General features: G+C 69.6%; 17 protein-coding genes and 2 pseudogenes. 9 read left to right on the forward strand and 10 right to left on the reverse strand.

Annotation, left to right across the window (positions count from 1 at the left end):
- Positions 1-117: 117 nt before the first annotated feature.
- Together OP79_RS35175 and OP79_RS35180 are read right to left on the reverse strand one after the other, a co-directional pair.
- The gene (locus OP79_RS35175) at positions 118-1,470 is read right to left on the reverse strand and encodes an MFS transporter (RefSeq protein WP_033326001.1); all 1,353 of its coding nucleotides are present in this window, start codon (positions 1,468-1,470) and stop codon (positions 118-120) included.
- A 233-nt stretch (positions 1,471-1,703) separates the two neighbouring features.
- Positions 1,704-2,369, reverse strand: a complete 666-nt coding sequence (locus OP79_RS35180; RefSeq protein ID WP_033326002.1) for a TetR/AcrR family transcriptional regulator — start codon at positions 2,367-2,369, stop codon at positions 1,704-1,706.
- A gap of 180 nt (positions 2,370-2,549) precedes the next feature.
- On the opposite strand from OP79_RS35180, the gene OP79_RS35185 reads away from it, so the two are divergent.
- Both OP79_RS35185 and OP79_RS35190 read left to right on the forward strand, forming a co-directional pair.
- Entirely contained in the window at positions 2,550-3,425 is an 876-nt protein-coding gene (locus OP79_RS35185) for a shikimate dehydrogenase (protein ID WP_033326154.1), read from the forward strand.
- 141 nt (positions 3,426-3,566) lie between these two features.
- On the forward strand, positions 3,567-5,363 hold the full coding sequence (locus tag OP79_RS35190; RefSeq protein ID WP_033326004.1) for a bifunctional sugar phosphate isomerase/epimerase/4-hydroxyphenylpyruvate dioxygenase family protein: 1,797 nt from the start codon (positions 3,567-3,569) through the stop codon (positions 5,361-5,363).
- Here the strand turns inward: OP79_RS35190 and OP79_RS35195 are convergent.
- The 6 genes and pseudogenes from OP79_RS35195 to OP79_RS35220 all read right to left on the reverse strand — a co-directional run bounded on the left by OP79_RS35195 (position 5,350) and on the right by OP79_RS35220 (position 10,945).
- Positions 5,350-6,813 (reverse strand): hypothetical protein, encoded by a 1,464-nt coding sequence (locus OP79_RS35195; protein ID WP_033326006.1) that lies wholly within the window; start codon positions 6,811-6,813, stop codon positions 5,350-5,352. The two genes, OP79_RS35190 and OP79_RS35195, sit on opposite strands and share 14 nt — an antisense overlap.
- A gap of 45 nt (positions 6,814-6,858) precedes the next feature.
- Positions 6,859-7,446: a histidine phosphatase family protein gene (locus OP79_RS35200; protein ID WP_033326007.1), complete on the reverse strand. Its 588-nt coding sequence runs from the start codon at positions 7,444-7,446 to the stop codon at positions 6,859-6,861.
- A 5-nt stretch (positions 7,447-7,451) separates the two neighbouring features.
- A complete protein-coding gene (gnd, locus tag OP79_RS35205; protein ID WP_033326156.1) occupies positions 7,452-8,330 on the reverse strand; it encodes a phosphogluconate dehydrogenase (NAD(+)-dependent, decarboxylating) in 879 nt (292 codons plus the stop codon).
- A gap of 60 nt (positions 8,331-8,390) precedes the next feature.
- Complete coding sequence (gene opcA, locus OP79_RS35210) at positions 8,391-9,323, reverse strand: glucose-6-phosphate dehydrogenase assembly protein OpcA (RefSeq protein WP_033326158.1); 933 nt, start codon at positions 9,321-9,323, stop codon at positions 8,391-8,393.
- A 189-nt stretch (positions 9,324-9,512) separates the two neighbouring features.
- Positions 9,513-10,163, reverse strand: a pseudogene (locus OP79_RS35215) (glycoside hydrolase family 16 protein); the annotation flags it as partial.
- 356 nt (positions 10,164-10,519) lie between these two features.
- Entirely contained in the window at positions 10,520-10,945 is a 426-nt protein-coding gene (locus tag OP79_RS35220) for a MerR family transcriptional regulator (RefSeq protein WP_106972557.1), read from the reverse strand.
- Between the two features lie 70 nt (positions 10,946-11,015).
- Here OP79_RS35220 and OP79_RS35225 point away from each other — a divergent pair, with 70 nt between their 5' ends.
- From OP79_RS35225 to OP79_RS35245, 5 genes and pseudogenes are all read left to right on the forward strand, one after another.
- Complete coding sequence (locus OP79_RS35225; protein ID WP_033326009.1) at positions 11,016-12,266, forward strand: MFS transporter; 1,251 nt, start codon at positions 11,016-11,018, stop codon at positions 12,264-12,266.
- A pseudogene (locus OP79_RS49950) lies at positions 12,263-13,263 on the forward strand (IS481 family transposase). The gene OP79_RS35225 and the pseudogene OP79_RS49950 overlap by 4 nt, the downstream one beginning before the upstream one ends.
- 264 nt (positions 13,264-13,527) lie before the next feature.
- Positions 13,528-14,103, forward strand: a complete 576-nt coding sequence (locus tag OP79_RS35235) for an IS607 family transposase (RefSeq protein WP_033326011.1) — start codon at positions 13,528-13,530, stop codon at positions 14,101-14,103.
- A gap of 26 nt (positions 14,104-14,129) precedes the next feature.
- On the forward strand, positions 14,130-15,551 hold the full coding sequence (tnpB, locus tag OP79_RS35240; RefSeq protein WP_245685557.1) for an IS607 family element RNA-guided endonuclease TnpB: 1,422 nt from the start codon (positions 14,130-14,132) through the stop codon (positions 15,549-15,551).
- Positions 15,552-15,834: 283 nt separating this feature from the next.
- Positions 15,835-17,601 (forward strand): sulfatase-like hydrolase/transferase, encoded by a 1,767-nt coding sequence (locus OP79_RS35245; RefSeq protein ID WP_033326012.1) that lies wholly within the window; start codon positions 15,835-15,837, stop codon positions 17,599-17,601.
- Between the two features lie 421 nt (positions 17,602-18,022).
- Here OP79_RS35245 and OP79_RS35250 read toward each other — a convergent pair whose 3' ends face one another.
- Positions 18,023-18,811: an IclR family transcriptional regulator gene (locus OP79_RS35250; RefSeq protein ID WP_078492205.1), complete on the reverse strand. Its 789-nt coding sequence runs from the start codon at positions 18,809-18,811 to the stop codon at positions 18,023-18,025.
- 35 nt (positions 18,812-18,846) lie between these two features.
- Complete coding sequence (locus OP79_RS35255; protein ID WP_033326166.1) at positions 18,847-19,272, reverse strand: MarR family winged helix-turn-helix transcriptional regulator; 426 nt, start codon at positions 19,270-19,272, stop codon at positions 18,847-18,849.
- A 236-nt stretch (positions 19,273-19,508) separates the two neighbouring features.
- On the opposite strand from OP79_RS35255, the gene OP79_RS35260 reads away from it, so the two are divergent.
- Positions 19,509-20,426, forward strand: a complete 918-nt coding sequence (locus OP79_RS35260) for an SDR family NAD(P)-dependent oxidoreductase (RefSeq protein ID WP_033326016.1) — start codon at positions 19,509-19,511, stop codon at positions 20,424-20,426.
- Between the two features lie 3 nt (positions 20,427-20,429).
- Positions 20,430-21,314: an amidohydrolase family protein gene (locus OP79_RS35265; RefSeq protein WP_033326018.1), complete on the forward strand. Its 885-nt coding sequence runs from the start codon at positions 20,430-20,432 to the stop codon at positions 21,312-21,314.
- Position 21,315 lies beyond the last annotated feature (1 nt).

The raw sequence follows: 21,315 nt of genomic DNA on the forward strand, positions 1-21,315 counted from the left end.
ATGAAGGCCTTCACGGCGGTGCTCGGCGAGCCCGACGCGCACGGCGAACCAGAACTGACGCTGGTTCGCCGTGCGCGTCGCTGACCGCTGTCCCTGACCTGGACCTGGAGCGAGGACTCAGGCGGTCACTTTGTCGCGGTCGGGCGCGTCATCCCGGGGCCGCTCGCCGAGTGACTCCGTCGGGACCTTGTGCGTCTCGCGCGCGGTGAGTGCGGCGATCACCGGCGGGACGCACAGCGCGGCGGTGAACAGGGCCACGGCCGACCAGTCGTCGCCGTCCGGGCCCGCGATCTGCGCGGCGAAGGTGACGGCGAACCCGGCGATCGCGAAGCCGATCTGGGTACCGATCGCCATGCCGGACAGGCGGACCCGGGTCGAGAACATCTCGCCGTAGAAGGAGGGCCAGACGCCGTTCGCGGCGCTGTAGACGACACCGAAGGCGACGATGCCGAGAACCAGGACCAGCGGGTACGAGCCCGTGGAGATGGCCCACAGGTAGGCGAACATCGTCACGGCGCTGCCCGCGGCACCGAGCAGGAAGACCGGACGGCGGCCGATGCGGTCGGAGAGGGTGGCCCACAGCGGGATCGCGGCAAGGGCGACGAGGTTGGCGAGGGCGCCCACCCACAGCATGGAGGTGCGGTCCATGCCGACCGCGTCGCTGGTCGCGTACGACAGTGCCCACACGGTGAAGATCGTGCTGACCGAGGCGACGAGCGCGGCCGCGACCACCCGCAGCACATCCGCCCAGTGCTCGCGCAGCAGCACGGCAAGCGGCATCTTCGGGACGCCCTCGGTGGCGGCCTGCTGGGTGAAGGTCGGGGTCTCGTGGAGCGTACGGCGGATGACGTAGCCGACGACGGCGACCGCGAAGCTCATCCAGAAGGGGATGCGCCAGCCCCAGGCCAGCAACTGGTCCTCGGGGAGCGCGGCGACCGGGATGAACACCAGGGTGGCGAGGAGCTGGCCGCCCTGGGTGCCGCTGAGCGTGAAGCTGGTGAAGAAGCCGCGGCGGTTCGGCGGCGCGTGTTCCAGTGACATGGAGTTGGCGCTGGCCTGCTCGCCCGCGGCCGAGATGCCCTGCAGGATGCGGCAGAGGACGAGCAGGACGGGGGCCAGTGTGCCGACCTGCTCCCGCGTGGGCAGACAGCCGATGAGGAACGTCGACAGGCCCATCAGCATCAGCGTGAAGACCATGATCTTCTTACGGCCCAGCTTGTCGCCGAAGTGACCGAGGAACAGCGCGCCGACCGGGCGGGCCGCGTACGCGACGCCGAAGGTGGCCAGCGACAGCAGGGTCCCGGTGGCCGGGTCCGACTCGTCGAAGAAGACGTCCGGGAAGATCAGCGCGGCGGCGCTGCCGTAGATGAAGAAGTCGTAGTACTCCAGGGCACTGCCGATCCAGGCGGCCGTGGCGGCTTTCTTAGGCTGGCCCGGTGGTGCGTCGAGCGGTGCGGCGGGGACGGACACGGCGTGCTCCTTCGAGGGAACTCCAACGTGAGCGGAGTGAGCGGGGAAGCGGCGAGGGGAGAGATGCCGGACCCTGGGGTGACGGGTCGGCTGCGCCGGGTGTGGGGGCTGGTGCTGGCCCGGCTAATTAACCCACTGGATAGTTAGTAGCGGTTGGCTACGGATGTTGCGCTCACGTTTCCCGGGTGTCAAGGGGTCGCGCCGGAGGATCTTTCCCGCTTGGCTCTGTGTCCTCAGTCCGTCGCGCGGTCGGCGGTCAGATACGCGATGACCATGTCGCCGAGCATCTTCCGGTAGTGCTCCCGCTGGTCGGCGGCGACCAGGTCGCGGCCGAAGAGTGCGCCGAAGGTGTGCCGGTTGGCGACCCGGAAGAAGCAGAACGAGCTGATCATCGCGTGCAGGTCCACCGCGTCGACATCGGCCGTGAACAGGCCTGACTCACGTCCCGCCGCCAGGATGCGGCCGATCACGTCGAGCGCGGGCGAGCCGATTTCGCCCAGTTCGGCGGAGGCGGCGATGTGCTCCGCCTCGTGGATGTTCTCGATGCTGACCAGGCGGATGAAGTCGGGGTGCGCCTCGTGGTGGTCGAAGGTGAGCTCGGCGAGCCGGCGGATGGCCGCGACCGGGTCCAGGTGCTCGACGTCCAACTGCTGCTCGGCCTGCCGGATCACGCTGTACGCCCGCTCCAGCACGGCCGTGAACAGCTGCTCCTTGCCGCCGAAGTAGTAGTAGATCATCCGCTTCGTGGTACGGGTCCGGGCGGCGATCTCATCCACCCTGGCCCCGGTGAACCCGGCCCGGGCGAACTCGTGAGTCGCCACGTCGAGGATTTCGGCCCTGGTGCGAGCGGCGTCGCGGATGCGGCCGTTCGGTCGTGCCGGTTCTTTGACGCTGGTCATCGGGTTCCTTCGGGTTCCTTCCGGCGAGGTGCCGTGCCGGAGATTGTAGAACCAGGCCTTCGTGCGGGGGCGGGCGGATCGTGGGCCGGGGGCTTTCCGGGAGTCCGCGATGCTGGTATAGCTAACGTACTAGTTCGTACATTAGTGAGCTGCCCGCTCACGCTCAGGAGGTCCCCGGTGCTGTCCAAGGACTCGTATCTCGTCGGACTGATCGGTTCCGGCATCGGCCCCTCGCTCAGCCCGGCGCTGCACGAGCGGGAGGCCGACCGTCAGGGCCTGCGTTATCTCTACCGGATCATCGACATCGACGCCCTCGGTGTCCCGCCCGAGGCGGTGGGGGACCTGGTACGGGCCGCCCGCGACCTGGGCTTCGACGGGCTGAACATCACGCATCCCTGCAAGCGGCTCGTCATCGAGCATCTGGACGCGCTGGACCCGCAGGCCGAGGCACTCGGGGCGGTCAACACCGTCGTCTTCAAGGACGGCCGGGCCGTCGGCCACAACACGGACGTCACCGGCTTCGCCGCCTCCTTCGCCCGCGGCCTGCCCGACGCGCGGCTGGAGCGGGTCGTCCAGCTGGGCGCGGGCGGCGCGGGTGCCGCCGTCGCGCACGCCATGCTCACGCTCGGCGCGGGGCACGTCACCGTGACGGACGCACTGCCGGAACGTGCGGTCGCGCTGGCCGCTGGGCTGAACCGGCGTTTCGGTGACGGTCGCGCCGCCGTCGCGACACCGGATCGGCTGGCCGCGCTGCTTGCCGATGCCGATGGGATCGTGCATGCCACGCCCACGGGTACGGCGGCTCATCCGGGGCTGCCGCTTCCGGCTCGGTTGCTGCATCCCGGGCTGTGGGTGGCCGAGGTTGTGTACCGGCCGCTGGAGACGGAGCTGTTGCGCACCGCTCGCGCGGTTGGCTGCGCCGCGCTGGACGGGGGTGGGATGGCTGTCTTTCAGGCTGCCGATGCGTTTCGGCTGTTCACCGGGCGGGAGCCGGACGCTCCGCGGATGCTGGCGGATATTGCTGAGTTGGCCGGGGCCGTGAGTGTCCGTGACTGAGCGCCGTGCGGATAGTGCTGTATGTCGGCTGCGGGTCGGTCGTGGCTGGTCGCGCAGTTCCCCGCGCCCCTGACGGGGCGCCCCCTGAACGGCGGCGCAAAAGCACCGCCAGAACTGTGAAGCCTCCAAGGAGTACTACGAATGCGTACTTCCATCGCCACCGTCTCCCTCAGTGGCTCCCTCACCGAGAAGCTCACTGCTGCCGCTCGGGCCGGGTTCGACGGTGTCGAGATCTTTGAGAACGACCTCCTCGCCAGTCCCCTCACGCCCGAGGAGATCCGCGACCGTTGCGCCGACCTCGGTCTGAGCATCGACCTCTATCAGCCGATGCGCGATATCGAGGCAGTGCCGGAGGACGAGTTCGAGCGCAACCTGCGGCGGGCCGAGCGTAAGTTCCAGCTCATGCGGCGGCTCGGGGCCGACACCGTGCTGGTGTGTTCCAGTGTGTCGCCGCTCGCCGTGGACGACGACGCGCTCGCCGCCCGGCAGTTGCGCCAACTTGCCGAACTGGCGCAGGAGTTCGGCATGCGTGTGGCATACGAGGCACTGGCGTGGGGCCGGCATGTCAGTACGTACGACCATGCCTGGCGCATCGTCGAGGAGGCCGACCACCCCGCGCTCGGCACCTGCCTCGACAGCTTTCACATCCTCGCGCGCGGTTCCGATCCCAAGGGCATCGAGGACCTTCCCGGCGAGAAGATCTTCTTCCTCCAGCTCGCCGACGCCCCGCTGCTCGCGATGGACGTCCTGCAGTGGAGCCGCCACCACCGCTGCTTTCCCGGCCAGGGCGGCTTCGACGTCGCCGGGTTGCTGCGTCATGTGCTGCGCACCGGTTACGACGGTCCGCTCTCGCTGGAAATCTTCAACGACGTGTTCCGGCAGGCCGAGGCCGGTCCGACCGCGGTGGATGCCCGCCGCTCCCTTCTTGTCCTGCAGGAGAGCGTCGGAGTGGCGTCGCTGCCCGCGCCCGTCGTCCCCACCGGCGTCGCCTTCGCCGAACTGGTCACGCCCGACGCGGAACCCCTCGCGGCGCTGCTCGGCGCGCTCGGTTTCGCCCGCACCGCACGACACCGCGGCAAACCCGTCGACCTGTGGCAGCAGGGCGAGGCCCGCATCCTGGTCAACACCGGACCGGCCGGACGCCGCGACCGCACCGGACTCGCCGCGCTCGGCCTGGAGTCACCCGACCCGGCGGGCGCGGCCCGGCGCACCGAGGCCCTGCTGGCACCGGTACTGCCGCGCCGTCGCGCACCACAGGACGTCGCCCTCGACGCGGTCGCCGCCCCCGACGGCACGGAGCTGTTCTTCTGCGCCACGAACCGGCCCGAACTCCCCAACTGGCTAACCGACTTCGAGGACCTCGAGCACCCCGCGGAAGCCCCGAACGTGCACCGCATCGACCACCTCGCCCTGACCCAGCCCTGGCACCACTTCGACGAGGCGGCCCTCTTCCACCGCAGCGTCCTCGGACTGGAGGCGCAGCAGAGCGTGGACGTCGCCGACCCGTACGGTCTGCTGCGCAGCCGCGCCGTCACCAACGCCGACGGCAGCGTCCGTATCGCCCTCACCGTCGGCGCGGCCCCGACGGACGACACGGTCCACGCCCAGCACATCGCGCTGGCCACGGACGACGTGGTCGCCGCGGCCCGCCGCTTCCGCGAGGCCGGAGGCCACCTGCTGCCGATCCCCGGGAACTACTACGACGACCTCGCGGCCCGATTCGACCTCAGCGAAGCCGAGTTGGCGACGTACCGCGAGCTGGGCATCCTCTACGACCGGGACGCGCACGGTGTCTTCCGGCACTGCTACACCCACACCGTCGGCCGCGTCTTCTTCGAGCTGGTCCAGCGCGACGCCGGCTATCGGGGGTACGGCGCCCAGAACGCGCCCGTACGTCTGGCGGCGCAGCACGCCGCGAAGGCGGTCACTGGCGGCTGACCGTCCGGGTCACGCCCGCGACGACCGCCGTGGCCAGGATCCAGCCGGTGAGGACCAGAACGTACGACAGGTACTGGTACCCGTCCTTCGGAGCGAACGCGCCCTCCTGGCCGAAGGAGATCACCGGGAGCAGCAGGTCGAGGGTGTAGAAGACCGGGTTGAAGGGCGGGGCCTCGTCCGGCTTCAGCGCCGGCGGATGGTGCAGGGCGTACGAGACCGAGCCGACCGCCAGTAGCGACAGCAGCCAGACCGCGGCGCGCAACGGGCGGAAGCCGTAGCCGACGGTCGCGTCCTGGACCTGGCCCCAGAGGCGGCCGTACCAGGGAAGCGTGCGCCGGTGGCGGCGCTGCTTGGCCAGCTGAACGAGACGGGCCGCGTCCTCGTCGCCGATACGGCGGTAGGCGGCGGTCAACTGCTCGTAGGCGTGCGGGACATAGGCGTCGTCGTCGCATTCCAGCATGGGCAGACGGCGCTCGGCGGGCTCGTGGGGCGTGAGGGTCGTATAGACGAGACCGTCGAGACGGACCGTGTCCGGCAGCTTCTCCGGCTCCACGAACAGGACCTCCACCTGGGCCCGGCGCAGGTTGAGGCCGCCGTCCAGAGGCTCGCCCCTGCGCAGCCACAGTTCCCCGACGGTGCAACTGGAGGCCCGCAGCGCCATGTCGCCGGGGTTCGACAGACGCGCGTACGACAGGTCGAGGCGGCCGGCGACACGGGCGCCCCGCAGCCCGATCCATCCCTCGACGTCCACCTGCCGCAGCAGGAGGTCGCCTTCCACGCCGAGCGTCACGGCGTCCAGGGCCACCTGGCCGGGGCGGCAGAGGCGGGCGTCTGTGAGATTGACCGAGCCGTTGACGGTGGCGCCGTTGAGCCGTATCTCCCCGTACGCCTTCAGTCCGGGGGCATGGAGGTCGTCGCCGACGGTCGCCTGGTTGAGCTGCAGCACCGGCTCCGCGGCATCCGGCGCGCTGAACTCGGCGCTCTCCATGTACAGGCTCCCCGCGATCTGCGCCCCGCCGAGCCGCACGGGCCCCCGGAACCGGGAGCGGGTCATCCGCAGCACGCCCTCCACCTGCACGGCGTGAGAGGTGAGCCCGGGCAGAACGGACTCGCTGAGGTTCAGCTCGCGGAGCCGGCAGGCGTAGAAGCGCGGAACCTCGTCGAAGTAACAGTGCCGCAGCTGGGCGGGGTGGTCGACCGTGGCGTGCTGGAGGTCGAGCAGCCCGGTGACACGAGCGCCCGCGAGACCGAGCGACGCTATCTCGCCGTCCTCCTGAGGGCCGTTGATAAGGAGCGTCCGCAACACGGCCGCGCGTACGGTCCGTTCCGGCCCCCAGCCGGCCCCGGCCGCCACGTCCTCGTCGGTTCCGGCGCGGAAGTCCACGGACTCCCCGCGGGAAAACGCCCGCCACACCCGCTCCTCGGCCGCCGTCAGATCGTTGATCTCCATCAGCGCGGACTCTGACGCGGTCCGCGGCAGGTGTCAACTCACCGGTTACGCCCTGGCGTTCCACTCCGCGACAACCGGCCACCCGTGCTCCGTCGACAGCCGGCTCAGCGTCCCCGTCTCCAGCCGGAACAGCCGCCCGTCGGACGGCGGCAACCCCAGCCGGCGGGCCGTCAGCACACGCAGGAAATGGCCGTGAGCCACAAGGAGCACATCACCTTCGGGTAGCACCGGGGCGACCCGCGACAGCACTCGGTCGGCGCGCTCGCCCACCTGCTCGGGCGATTCGCCCGGGTGCCCGTCCGGGCCGGTCGGCGTCCCGTCGGTCCACAGGTCCCAGTCGGGACGGGTGCGGTGGATCTCGGTGGTGGTGACGCCCTCGTAGGCGCCGTAGTACCACTCGTGCAGGTCCGGGTCCGTTGCGGCCCCGGACAGGCCCGCGAGTTCGGCGGTACGCACCGCGCGGCCGAGCGGGCTGGTGAGGACGAGCGCGAAGGCCCGGGTCGCCAGGAGCGGAGTGAGGGACTTGGCCTGTTCCTCGCCGCGCTGGGTGAGGGGCAGGTCCGTCCAGCTGGTGTGCTGCCCGCTCCGGCTCCACTCGGTCTCGCCGTGGCGGACCAGCAGAAGGTCGCCCATGACCGCTACTTCGCCGACTCGACGGAGTGACCGCCGAACTGGTTGCGCAGCGCCGCGATCATCTTCATCTGCGGCGAGTCGTCCTGCCGGGACGCGAAGCGAGCGAAGAGGGAGGCCGTTATCGCCGGCAGCGGCACCGCGTTGTCGATGGCCGCCTCGACGGTCCAGCGGCCCTCGCCGGAGTCCTCCGCATAGCCGCGCAGCTGCTCCAAGTGTTCGTCCTTGTCGAGGGCGTTGACCGCCAGGTCGAGCAGCCAGGAGCGGATGACGGTGCCCTGCTCCCAGGAACGGAAGATCTCGCGTACGTCGGTGACGGAGTCGGCCGCCTGCAGCAGCTCCCAGCCCTCGGCGTAGGCCTGCATCATGGCGTACTCGATGCCGTTGTGGACCATCTTCGAGAAGTGCCCGGCGCCCACCTTGCCCGCGTGGACGTAGCCGTACGGGCCTTCCGGCTTGAGCGCCTCGAAGATCGGCTGGAGCCGGTCCACGTGCTCCTTGTCGCCGCCGACCATCAGGGCGTAACCGTTCTCCAGGCCCCACACACCGCCGGAGACGCCCGCGTCGACGAAGCCGATGCCCTTCGCCGCCAGCTCCTCGGCATGCTTCTCGTCGTCCGTCCAGCGGGAGTTGCCGCCGTCGACGACCGTGTCGCCGGCTTCCAGCAGATCACCGAGTTCGTCGACGACCGACTGGGTCGGGCCGCCGGCCGGGACCATCACCCAGACCACGCGCGGGCCTTCGAGCCCGGCGACCAGTTCGGTCAGGCTGCCGACGTCGGATAGCTCGGGATCACGGTCGTAGCCGATGACGGTGTGCCCGGCCTGGCGGATGCGCTCGCGCATGTTCCCGCCCATCTTGCCGAGACCGATCAGGCCCAGTTTCATCGCTGTCATGCCCTTCCACTTCTTCCTGAACTGCGGTGGCCGCTGATCGCGGACGGTCTGTCAGACACGGGCGCTTCCCGCCCTGTCGCCACCGCGCAGGGCGATCGCGTACATCTCGTCCGCGTTCAGGCGGCGCAGTTCCTCGGCGATCAGCTCGGAGGTGGGGCGGACCTTCAGGGCGAGGGTGCGTGCAGGCTGGCCGGGCAGGGAGAGGGTGGCCAGCGGGTCCGTGGGGCGGTCGATACGGATCTCGCCGTTCATGGTGCCGAGCTGCACACCCGTGACGACAGGGCCGGGCGTGACCACGCGCTCGATCGGCACCCGCAGTCGGGCCTCAAGCCAGCGGGCCAGCAGCTCGGCGCTCGGGTTGTCGGCCTCGCTCTCGACGGCCCCCGAGATCACCTCCGTACGGGCCTGGTCGAGAGCCGCGGCCAGCATCGAGCGCCACGGCGTCAGCCGGGTCCAGGCGAGGTCGGTGTCGCCGGGCGCGTACGAGGCCACACGCTGCTCCAGGGCTACGAGCGGGGCCTCGACGGCGTACATGTCCGTGATCCGGCGCTGGGCCAGCGCCCCCAGCGGGTCCTTCGCGGGCACCTCGGGAGCATTCACGGGCCACCACACGACGACGGGTGCGTCCGGCAGCAGGAGCGGGAGGGCCACCGAGTCGGCGTGGTCGCCGGCCTCCCCGTACAGCCGGAGCACGACAGTCTCGCCGGTGCCCGCGTCCGCGCCGACCCGTACCTCGGCGTCGAGGCGGGACTTCGTGCGGTCGCGGGGCGTGCGGGAGACGCGCCTGATGACGACCAGGGTGCGCGAGGGGTGCTCGTGCGAGGCCTCCTCGGCCGCCTTGATCGAGTCGTACGCGTTCTCCTCGTCCGTCACGATGATCATCGTCAGGACCATGCCCACGGCTGGGGTGCCGATGGCGCGGCGGCCCTGCACGAGAGCCTTGTTGATCTTGCTTGCCGTGGTGTCGGTCAGGTCGATCTTCATGGCCTGCGCCAGCTCCGTCCGTTTCGCGTCCTGGATCTCCATTGTCGTGCAGCGACATGGCGACCGCGTGGGATCAACCACGCGCGGCGCCCGGGGATTCCCGACCGGAGACCGTGCGCGGACACGGAGAAGGGGCGGGCCGTTCGGCCCGCCCCTTGTGGGGGGTTTCCGGAGGTGGCGTTGGTGTCAGCCGGCTGACTGGAGTACCTGCACGTAGTCGACCACCATCGGGTGGCCGGGCTCGGTGGCGGCGTCCGGGCCGCCGCCGAACGCGTCCGGGAAGGCGCCGCCCATCGCGACGTTCAGGATGATGAAGAAGCCGTGGTCCGTGGCGTTGGTCCAGGTCGTCGCGTCGAGCTGGTTCTCGCGCACCGTGTGGTAGTTGTCGCCGTCGACGTAGAAGCGGATCTCCTCTATGTCGCTCGACCTGTCCCACTCCATGGCGAACGTGTGGAAGCCGGCCGTGCAGGCCGCGCCGGGACACGCGGTGGAGCTGCCGATGCCGGTGTTCTCGTTGCAGGGGCCGCCCGGGGCGGTGCCGCAGTGCATCGTGGCGAACACCGTGTTCTGGCCCTGGGTGTTCTCCATGATGTCCAGCTCGCCGACCATCGGCCAGTTCTGGTAGTTGCCGCGGTAGGGCTCGCCCAGCATCCAGAACGCGGGCCAGTAACCCCTGGCCGCGGCACCGGTGACGTTCGGCGTCTGGAGCCGGCTCTCGACGCGCAGCTTGCCTCCGGCGGGCGGCTCGAAGTCGGTGCGGTTGGTCTCGATGCGGCCGGAGGTCCAGTTGCCGGAGGCGTCGCGGCGGGGCGTGATGCGGAGGTTGCCGTTGCCGTCGAGGCCAGGCCCAGCGTGCTCAGTACGGCGATGAGCCATTGCCGGCGAGTTTTGCGCTTGCTGTGAGATCCACTCATGGGTGCCTCGCTCACGGTGGGGGGTGCGGGTGCGGGTGGAGAAGCGGGGGGGGCCTTCATTGAGAGCGCTCTCAATGAAGCCGCGCCGGACAATGTGCTCCCTGTCACTCCAGTCGTCAAGAGATAAAGCAGAGAAAGTGCTTGCGGGGGAGCGGAGTTCACGCCCTGAACGAGAGGGAGGAGTGGGCGCCCGGACGGTGAAGGCCCCGGTCGCAGGGACCGGGGCCGGGCCGGCGCGGGGCCGGGCGAAATCGGGGCAGGGCTGGGACTAACTGTTGCGGGTCATGACGTTGCTGACACCACCGACGGGGAGTTCGGTGTTCCGTGAGAGCTGCCAGGCGCCAGCGCTCGGCATTGTCCGACTTCAGTCAGGTACTCGCTCATCGCATCACGGTTGCGGATGAGTACGTCGATCCGCTCGGTGAGCCGGTCCCGCTCGGCGGCCAGCAAGGCCAGCATCTCCGGTGTTGCATCGGGAAAGTGGATCGATCGAGGTTTGTCCAGGCACGGAAGGATCTGCTTGATGATGCGAGTGGGGAGCCCCGCATCCAGCAGGCCGCGGATTTGGTTGACCCGGTCCACGTAGCGGTCGTCATACTCCCGATACCCGTTCGCGCCCCGATCCGGGACAATCAGCCCCTGCTCCTCGTAGTAGCGAAGTAGCCGACGGGACGCACCCGTCAGTCGCGACAATTCACCGATCCTCACACCCGCCGAAACTACTCGGCGCACCTCGACTTGACCATCACATCTATGTGAAGGTTCCAAGATTCGGGCCATGACCACCACGTCTTCTGACACGCAGTCTCGTACGCGACAGGTCGGCCTGCCATGGTCGGCGCTGTTGGCACTGGGGACTGCTGTCTTCATCACGAGCTTGACCGAAACTCTGCCCGCCGGTGTGCTGCCCGAGATGTCGGCCTCACTAGGCACCAGTTCGGGTGCTACCGGCCAGGCCGTCACCGTCTATGCGGCCGGTACGGCGTTGACCGCGATCCCGCTCGCCACGTCGACAGCATCTGTTCCGCGGAAACCACTGCTGCTCGGCGCCATGGCCGTCTTCCTGGTGGCCAACACGCTGACTGCGGCTGCACCGGGATACGTCGTCCTGCTTGCGGGCCGGTTCCTCGCCGGCGTGGCCGCCGGTCTGGCGTGGGCGATCCTCGCTGGCTACGCCCGTCGTATCGCACCTGCCGGCTTGGAAGGCCGCGCCATCGCAGTGGCGATGACCGGGATCCCTGTGGCGTTGTCCTTGGGAGTTCCGGCCGGCACGCTGATCGGTGAACAGGTGGGATGGCGGGCGGCGTTTGGCGCTGTCTCCCTGGTCACTCTTGCCGTCATCGGCTGGATCAGCGTGTCCGTCCCCGGCGTGGGACAACCCGCCATTGACCAGGCTGACATCGACCGTTCGGACCCCGCACCGGAATCAGCGAAGTCGCCCCTGCGGCAGACCCTGGCGGTGCCCGGTGTCGCGGCGATCATGGTCACGGTCACGACGTTCGTTCTCGGGCACACGATCATCTATGCCTACATCGCTCCCTACCTACAGCACGCCGGGCTCGGGTCAGCGACCGACGCGGTTCTCCTTGCTTTCGGTGCCGCATGCCTGGTGAGCATTTGGTACGTCGGACGCCATGTCGACCGCCGGCTACGGGCTCTGATGGTCACCGGCGCGGTGCTGTTCACTCTCGCCACCGCAGCTCTTGCCGTCACCACAACACACGCGATCGTTTGGGCCGCCGCTGTTCTTTGGGGCCTGGGGTGGGGCGGTGCCCCGACCTTGCTGCAAACCGCAGCCGGACAAGCCGGAATGCGACGCAGCAGCGCTGCCGCTGACACCGCGCAAGCGGTCCTCGTCACCCTCTGGAACGCCGCGATGGCCCTTGGCGGCATCATCGGTGGTCTCCTGCTGCAAAGCTCGGGCGTCACCGTGGTCGCCGTGTCAGCCGCCGCCCTCGGGGCAGTCAGCCTGCTCATCGTCGCAGGGGCCCGACACCACGCATTCCGCAACACTCAGGCCACGCCATGACACACGCCAACGCACCCTTGAGCGTTGAAGGACGCCGGCGTCTGGTCAAACGTTGCCGCACTCGGCCCATCGCGCACGTCGCCGCAGAGATGGGCATCTCCAGAGCGACCGCATCGAAGTGGGCCAATCGCTACCGCCACCACGACGAGCTTGGGCTACACGACAGAAGCTCGACGCCACATTGCCAACCGACTGCGACCGCGCCCGACATGGTCGCGAGAATCGAAAAGATGCGGCGTACCGACAAGCGGTCAGCGGCCCGCATCGCCCACGAACTCGCAGCAGATCAGACCCAGGTCTCCCGACGCACGATCAGCCGCCGCCTGGCCGACCTTGGACTCAACAGGCGCAAGTTCATCGACCCGAGCGGCGACACCAACCGTGAACCACAGAAGATCGTCGCCCGGCGGCCTGGCCACATGGTGCACGTTGATGTGAAGAAGGTCGGCAGGGTTCCCGACGGCGGTGGCTGGCGCGTCCACGGACCGGAAGCGCCAAGGCGAAAGACGCCGAGCGCTCGAAGAGGAAGACCAAGCGCGGCGGCTACGTCTACCTCCACTCCGCGATCGACAGCTACTCCCGCCTCGCCTACACCGAAGCCCTCCCGGACGAGAAAGCCGCTACCGCGATCGCGTTCATGCACCGAGTACGAGCCTGGTTCGCCGCCCACGGCATCACCCACAACGAGCGGATAGTCACAGACAACGGTGCCTGTTACCGAGCCGACGCGTTCGCCCGGGCTCTCCTGGGGACACGACATCAACGGATCACTCCATACACGCCCCGGCATAACGGGAAAGTAGAGCGCTACAACCGGATCATCTCCGAGGAGTTCCTCTACGCCCGCACCTGGACATCCGAAAACCAACGCCGGGAAGCCCTCGCGGCCTGGAACATCCACTACGACTACCGCCACCTCCACAGCACAGCGAACGGGCAACCGCCGGCATCACGGCTACGCGAAGGCGTCAGCAACGTCATGGCCTCCTACAACTAACTGTCAGGACCGTTTCGTCAGTTGAGGCTGAGGAGGCGGGGCCGCCGCCTCCTCATGGAGGCCGATGCGGTCGTGGGCGCGGCGCAGGGGACTCGGGGACCACCAGGCTCGGCGGCCCAGTCCGTCCCTGTGTCCGATGACCCCGGCGCACGTCCTCGTCGGCGAGAGGGATGTCGTCCATGTGGATCAGTGGGCGCGCCGGGTGGCGTTTGTTCCGTGAGACATAGTCATTTGTAGACTTCTGTAGTCATATATACTCAGAGCGTGAAGCTTTCTGAGTGGGCGCGTCAGCAGGGCGTCAGCTACCAGACCGCCTGGCGGTGGGTGAAGAACGGCACGATGCCGGTCCCCGTCCGCCAGACCGCCTCTGGTACCTGGCTCGTTGACGATGGGCCCGCCTCGACGCAGGAGCGGGTGGTGGCGTACTGCCGGGTCTCCTCCGTCGACCAGAAGGCGGACCTCGACCGGCAGGCCGTTCGCGTGGTGGAGGGCGCGAACCGTGTGGGCCTCGCTGTGGGTGAGGTCGTGAAGGAGGTCGGATCCGGGCTGAACGGACGCCGTCAAAAGCTGCACCGTGTCCTCGCCGACCCGAAGGCCGGCGTGATCGTGGTGGAGCACCGCGACCGGCTCGCGCGCTTCGGCGTCGAGCACCTCGAAGCAGCCCTGTCGGCGTCCGGGCGGCGCCTGGTGGTCCTCGATCCGCAGGAGACCACGGACGATCTGGTGCGGGACATCACCGAGGTACTGACCTCGATGTGCGCCCGCCGGTACGGGCGCAGGGCCGCGAAGAACCGCGCCGCGCGCGCCGCGGCCGTGATGACCAGCGAGGCCGCCGGGTGAAGAAATTCCAGCCACAGCCTGGTTTCGTGGTGCAGGCGTACCGGTTCGCCCTCGATCCAAACGCCGCTGAGGAACAGGCGCTCAGGTCGCACTGCGGTGCGGCGCGCGCGGCATACAACTGGGCGGTGTCGTGGGTGCGGGCCTCGTGGGCGCAGCGGGCGGCCGAGGCGACCTACGGGATCGGCGAGGCGGAGTTGACGCCGTGGCGGCCGTGGTCGCTCCCGTCGCTGCGGAAGGCGTTCAACGAGGCCAAACGCACCGACCCCCGGTTCGCCGGCTGGTGGGGGGAGAACTCCAAGGAGGCGTACAGCACCGGTCTGGCCAACGCCGCCGCCGCGTTCGACAACTACGCCAAGTCGAAGAACGGCAAGCGCAAGGGCAAGCCTGTGGGCGCGCCGCGGCGGAAGTCGAAGCGGAAGGCGCGCCTGGCCTGCCGGTTCACCACCGGCGCCATCCGCGTCGAGCCGGACGGCCGTCACGTCACCCTGCCCCGGCTGGGCACGATCCGTGTGCACGAACGCGCCGACGCCCTGCGTGAGCGCATCGCGGCCGGGACCGCCCGCATCCTGTCCGTGACCGTGCGGCACGAACGCGGACGCTGGTTCGTCTCCTTCCAGACCGAGGTCAAGCGGGACCTGGTCCGCGTCGCCCGCCCGGACGTGGCGGTCGGTATCGACCTCGGGGTGAAGCACCTGGCGGTCATGGCCGACAGCGCCGGGGAGATCCGCTACGAGCCGAACCCCAAGCACCTGGACGGCTCCCTGAAACTGCTGCGCCTGCACTCGCGCCGGGTCTCCCGACGGCAGGGCCCCGACCGGCGCACCGGACACAAACCTTCGAAGCGGTGGGAGAAAGCCGACCGCGAACGCAACAAGGTGCACCACCGGGTGGCGAACCAGCGCGCGGACGCCCTGCACAAGCTCACCACCAAGATCCGGGCCGAGTACGGCACCGTCGTGGTGGAAGACCTCAACGTCGCCGGCATGCTCAAGAACCGGCGCCTCGCGCGGAAGATCGCCGACGCCGGATTCGGGGAGATCCGCCGCCAGCTCACCTACAAAGGCCGGCGCAACGCCACCCACACCATCGTGGCCAACCGCTGGTACCCCTCTTCCAAGACCTGCTCGAACTGCGGCGCGGTGAAAGCCAAGCTGCCGCTGCACGTCCGAGTCTTCGACTGCGACGCATGCCCGCTCGTGATGGACCGGGACGAGAACGCAGCACACAACCTCGCCGCCCTCGCAGCGGCCGCAACAACAGGTACCGGAGTGGCCGGAGACCTGGACGCCGTCAAGGCGTCGAAGCCTTGTGGAGCCGACCGTAAGACCCGCACCACCCGTCCCGGCCGCACGGCCGGGACGGGGCGGGCAGGTGGCGCAACCCTGCCGCACCAGCGGCGGGAGGAAGCGAGAGACCGTACCCAAGCCGAAGCCCTCACGCTTTGGTGATGTGACGGACCATCCGGACCGTAAGGCCCGGATTGCTGAGATCTGATTACGGTCTCGGCAACGGCGTGGAGCAGAAGGAACGAGCCACGAGACGCGAATCAGACGGCGCGATCGAGCCGTGCATCAAAAAAATCAAGCCGAGCCGCACATGGTGGGAACCTTCAGGCCGTTTCTGACTTCCTACCGTGTGCCGCGTTGTGGCCCGAGTGTCCATTTCCTCATCTTCTTCATGGGCCACGGACGCCGCACACCACGCTCACTGACCACGCACAGGAGAACACGTATGCCCAGCCGCCGTCGCTTCCTCGCCGGGACCGCAGTCGCGCTCGGCGTCACAGGGGCGGCCACGGCCTGCGAGTCGGCCACGACCCCGGCCACCGACGCACTTCCGCAGGCCCCTGTCGTGCCCGCCGCCCAACCCCCGGCGAACGGGCTCAATTTCGTGGTGATCCTCGCGGACGACCTCGGATACGGCGAGCTCGGAGCGTACGGCCAGAAGCTGATCCGCACCCCGCGCCTGGACGCCCTCGCCGCCGAGGGCCTGCGCTTCACGGACGCCTACTCGGCGGCCCCGGTCTGCGCCCCCTCGCGCTGCTCCCTGCTCACCGGACTGCACAGCGGCCATGCGACCGTGCGCGAGAACCCGTGGGGGCCCGGTGGCCAGGCCCCTCTCACCGACCGCGACTTCACCTTCGCCGAGGCCCTGCACGCCCGCGGCTACCGCACCGCACTGATCGGCAAATGGGGCTTCGGACCCGAGGAGCCGAACCAGCCGAGCCACCCCAACGCCCGTGGTTTCGACGAGTTCTACGGCTACATCGCGCACCGGCACGCGCACGACTACTACCCGACGTACCTGTGGCGGAACGACGAGCGGGAGCAGATCCCGGAGAACGAGGGCGGGGCGAGACGGGCCTACGCCCCCGACCTCCTCGAGGCCCGCGCCCTCGACTTCATGGACGCGCACAAGGACGAGGCCTTCCTCCTCTGTCTCACGCCCACCCTGCCGCACGCGCCGAGCCGTGCGCCGGAGATGGGGGCGTACGGCGCCAGTCCCTGGTCGCGGCCCAACAAATTGCACGCCGCCCAGGTCAGCAACTTCGACGCCCTCGTCGGCAAGGTCACCGACCGGCTGGAGTCCCTCGGCATAGCGCAGCGCACCGTCGTGATCGTCACGAGCGACAACGGCCCGCACGAGGAGGGCCGTACCGACCCCGAACTCTTCGGTGCGAGCGGCGGACTGCGCGGCATCAAGCGCAATCTGTACGAGGGCGGCATCCGCGTCCCGCTCATCGCCTGGTCCCCGAAGCACGTCGCGTCCGGCACCACGGACCGGCCGACCCCGCTCACCGACCTGCTGCCGACCCTCGCCGAGCTCGCGGGCGCGCCCGCCCCTGCGGACATCGACGGACTGTCCATCGCCCCGCTGCTGCGCGGCGGCACGGACACCGCCCGCCACGACCACCTGTACTTCTACCGCAACCACAACGGCCAGTCCCCGGGCGCCAACGCCATCGACCGGGGCCGGGGCCGGCAGCTCGCCGAGGCGCTGCGGCGCGGCGATGTGAAGGCGGTGCGGTTCGCGCCGGGCCAGGACCGTCGCGCGCCCGACGACCAGTGGGACGTCGAGCTGTACGACCTCGCCAGGGACCCCGGCGAGCGGGACGACATCGCCGGCAAGCGGCCCGCCGAGGCCGACGCGCTGGTGCGGCTGATGCGTTCGTCGTGGGTGGACCGGTACGAGCGCAAGCCGTTCGGGGTTTCGCTCGATGTCGCTGCGCGCGGCGAGGCGTTCACCGTGACGGCCACGCTTGCGAACGGCTCCGCCAAGCCGTGGACGGCTGCCGGGCTCGAACTCCGGGCCCCGGGGGACTGGAGCGTGCAGGCGCTCGGCCCAGTGAACGCGGACTTCGTCGTCGCGGGCGGCAGGCTCACCGCGCGGTGGACGGTCACGCCCACCTCCGGGGACGGCTGGCTGAGCTGCGTGGGCACGGCGCGGCATGCGGGGGCGCCGGTGACGTACGCCGCGAGCGTCAACACTGCGGCTTAGCGCTCCGCGGGGTGCCTCCGGCGGTTGGGTGGCTGCGGGTTCGTTGTGGCTGGTCGCGCCGTTCCCCGCGCCCCTGGGTGGGTGGTGGGTGCGGGGTCGTGGGCCGGTGCGTCAGCCCGTCGCAGGGCGGGCGTACGACCCTGGCCTGGTACAAGGCCCTGGTTCTCCGAGGCAGAACCTAAGCGACGGGCATACGACGCACCGGCCCACGACCCCTCCCGCCGGAGGGCAGGGCGCGGGTTTCGTCGGGGTGCGGGCTTTCCCGGGGCGCAGGGTCTTCGGGGCGCGGAAAGGCGCGGGCTTTGGCTTTTTGGGCTCGGGCAGTCGCAGGCTTTTTAGGGGCGCGGGGAACTGCGCGACCAGCCACGACGCACCCGCAGTCGCCCACGAACCGAACCCACCACCCCCGTAGGCGCCCTGCTCAACCGCCGGAGGCAGGGGCGGCTCGGGTCGGCTGTTTGTCCGGCTCCGGCTGCCAGCCCAGTGCGCGTGAGATGCCGCGGGCCGCGAGTCGTACTGCCGGGATCAATGCCGGTACCTGGGCGTTGCGTTCGGGTACCACGACGGAGACGGCCGCGATGACGGAGCCGTCCGCGTTTCGGACCGGGGCGGCTACCGACAGGGCGTCCTCGGTGACCTGGCGGCTGCTCACCGCCACGCCGGAGCGGCGCACTTCGGCCAGTACGCGGCGCAGGGTGGCCGGGTTCGTGATGGTGTGCGGGGTGAAGACGGCCAGTGGCTGTGCGCAGTACGCCTCCTGGGACGCCGCGTCGCTGTAGGCGAGGAGCGCGAGCCCGACCCCGGTGGCGTGCAGTGGCCAGCGGGCGCCCACCCGGATGTGTACGCCGACCGCCGAGCGCCCGGAGATCCACTCGATGTAGACGACCTCGTCGCCGTCCCGCACCGCCATCTGCACGTTTTCGTGTGTGGCCTCGTACAGGTCCTCGAGATACGGGAGCGCGATCTGTCGCAGGGCCAGGCCGCGGGGTGCCAGTGCCGCGACCTCCCACAGGCGCAGGCCCACGTGGTACGTCCCGGCCGCGTCGCGTTCCAGGGCGCCCCACTCGCTGAGTGCGCCCACCAGGCGGTGGGCCGTGGTGAGGGAGAGTCCGGCCCGGCGGCTGATGTCGGTGAGGGAGAGCGCCGGGTGGTCGTGGTCGAAGGCGGAGAGTACGGAGAGGAGGCGGTCGGGCGCCGAGCGTACGGTCATCGGTTCCTCCCGGCTCATCTCAACTCGTCCACGGCTCAGCCGAGTTCGGACTCTGCTATCCGTTGCAGAAGCGTGTGCAGCGTGTCCCGGTCGGTGGCGTCGAGAGGGTGGAGCAGGGCGTTCGTCGCGCGCCGCCCCGCTTCGTGGGAGTCGCGCAGGAACGCCCGGCCGTCCTCGGTCAGGACGATGATCCGGCTTCGGCGGTCGTCCGGCGAGGGGCGGCGCTCGGCGAAACCGAGCTTCTCCAGGTCGTCGACCAGGCCGACGATCGCGCTCGGGTCGTAGCCGAGGCGTGCGCTCAGCTCCCGCTGGAGCGCGCCCTCGGTCGTGGTCAGGTAGCGCAGCAGCGCGTAGTGGCGCAGCCGTAGCCCGGACTCCTGGAGGAACGCGTTGAACAGCTGCCCCGAGCGCAGACCGATCCGGTACAGCAGATAGCCGGTGTCCGAGTGCAGCCCGCGCATCCATGGCTCCTGAGCGTCGATGGCGTCGGGGTTGGTCGCGTGCTGCTGGCCGGCGATGGCGGGCTCCCTGGTCGAGGCCCCGGACGGGGGCGGGGTGTGCGTGGTGCTCACAGCATGGCGCACGACTCGGCTCGCAACAACTATTGACGTCGACAATTATTGTCCTTAGCTTCGATCTCGTAGCCGCAGCTCTGACTCGACTCGCAGCCGCATCCGCTTCTCGAAGGGACCCCGTCGTGCCCAGCATCGATCTCACCGGCAAGGTGGCCGTCGTCACCGGCTCCGGCCGTGGCCTCGGCCTCGCCTACGCGCACGCTCTCGCCGCCGCAGGCGCCTCCGTGGTCGTCAACGACGTGGACGAGGCCGTCGCCGAGCAGGCCGTCAAGGCGATCACCGCAGCCGGTGGCAGCGCGGTCGCCGAGGTGGTCCCGGTCGGTACGTCCGAGGCCGCGGACCGGCTCGTCGCCCGCGCCGTGGAGGAGTTCGGGCGCCTCGACATCCTGGTCACGAACGCGGGCATCCTCCGGGACCGGGTCCTGTGGAAGATGACTGACGAGGACTTCGACGCGGTGATCACCACCCACCTCAAGGGCACCTTCACCTGCGCCCGCGCCGCCGCCATCCGCATGCGCGAGCAGGGCGAGGGCGGCACCCTGATCCTGGTCGGCTCCCCGGCCGGACAGCGCGGCAACTTCGGGCAGACGAACTACTCCGCCGCGAAGGCCGGTATCGCCGCCATGGCCCGTACGTGGTCGATGGAGCTGGCCCGCTCGGGCATCACCGTCAACGCGATCGTGCCGATCGCCGCCACCGCGATGACCGAGACCATCCCGGCCTTCGCCCCCTACGTCGAGGCCATGAAGCGCGGCGAGCCGCTGCCGGACTTCCTGCGCAAGGGCGAGGGCTTCGGCACCCCCGAGGACTGCGCCGCGCTGATTCCGTTCCTCGCTTCCGAGGCCGCCCGCGAGGTGACCGGCCAGGCCATCGGCATCGGCGGCGACAAGGTGTCCCTGTGGTCGCATCCGCAGGAGATCAAGGCGTCGTACGCCGACGGTGGCTGGGCCCCCGACACCCTCGCCGAGACCTGGTCCACCTCGCTGGGCGCCGAGCCCGAGACCGTGGGCGTTCCCGCGCCGAAGTTCCCGGAGGCGTGAACCATGACGAACCTCAACGTCGAGGAACTCGTCGCGATCGACGTCCACACGCACGCCGAGGTCTCCTCCAAGGGCAAGTCCTCGCTGGATGACGATCTGCACGACGCGTCCTCCGCCTACTTCAAGGTCGAGGGCAAGCGGAAGCCCACCATCGAGGAGACGGCCGCGTACTACCGCGAGCGGAAGATGGCCGCCGTGATCTTCACGGTCGACGCCGAGTCCGCGACCGGCACCGAGCCCATCGCGAACGAGGAGGTCGCCGAGGCGGCGGCAGCCAACCCGGACGTGCTGATCCCCTTCGCCTCCATCGACCCCTTCCGCGGCAAGGCGGGTGTGAAGCAGGCCCGCCGCCTGGTCGAGGAGTACGGGGTGAAGGGGTTCAAGTTCCACCCCAGCATCCAGGGCTTCTTCCCCAACGACCGGTCTGTTGCGTACGAGCTGTACGAGGTGATCGAAGAGACCGGCACGATCGCGCTGTTCCACACGGGGCAGACCGGTATCGGCGCCGGAGTGCCCGGCGGGGGCGGGATCCGGCTCAAGTACTCGAACCCCCTGCACGTGGACGACGTCGCCGCCGACTTCCCGCACCTGAAGATCATCCTGGCGCATCCGTCCTTCCCCTGGCAGGACGAGGCCCTTGCCGTGGCCACACACAAGCCGGGCGTGCACATCGATCTGTCCGGCTGGTCGCCGAAGTACTTCCCGCCGCAGCTCGTGCAGTACGCGAACACGCTGCTCAAGGACAAGGTGCTGTTCGGCTCCGACTATCCGGTCCTCACCCCGGACCGCTGGCTCGCGGACTTCGAGAAGCTGCCCATCAAGGACGAGGTCAGGCCGAAGATCCTCAAGGAGAACGCGGCCCGGTTGCTCGGACTGACGAAGCCGTAAG

Origin of the sequence: Streptomyces yerevanensis (genome assembly GCF_000716805.1) — a bacterium.
Classification (GTDB): Bacteria; Actinomycetota; Actinomycetes; order Streptomycetales; family Streptomycetaceae; genus Streptomyces; species Streptomyces flaveus.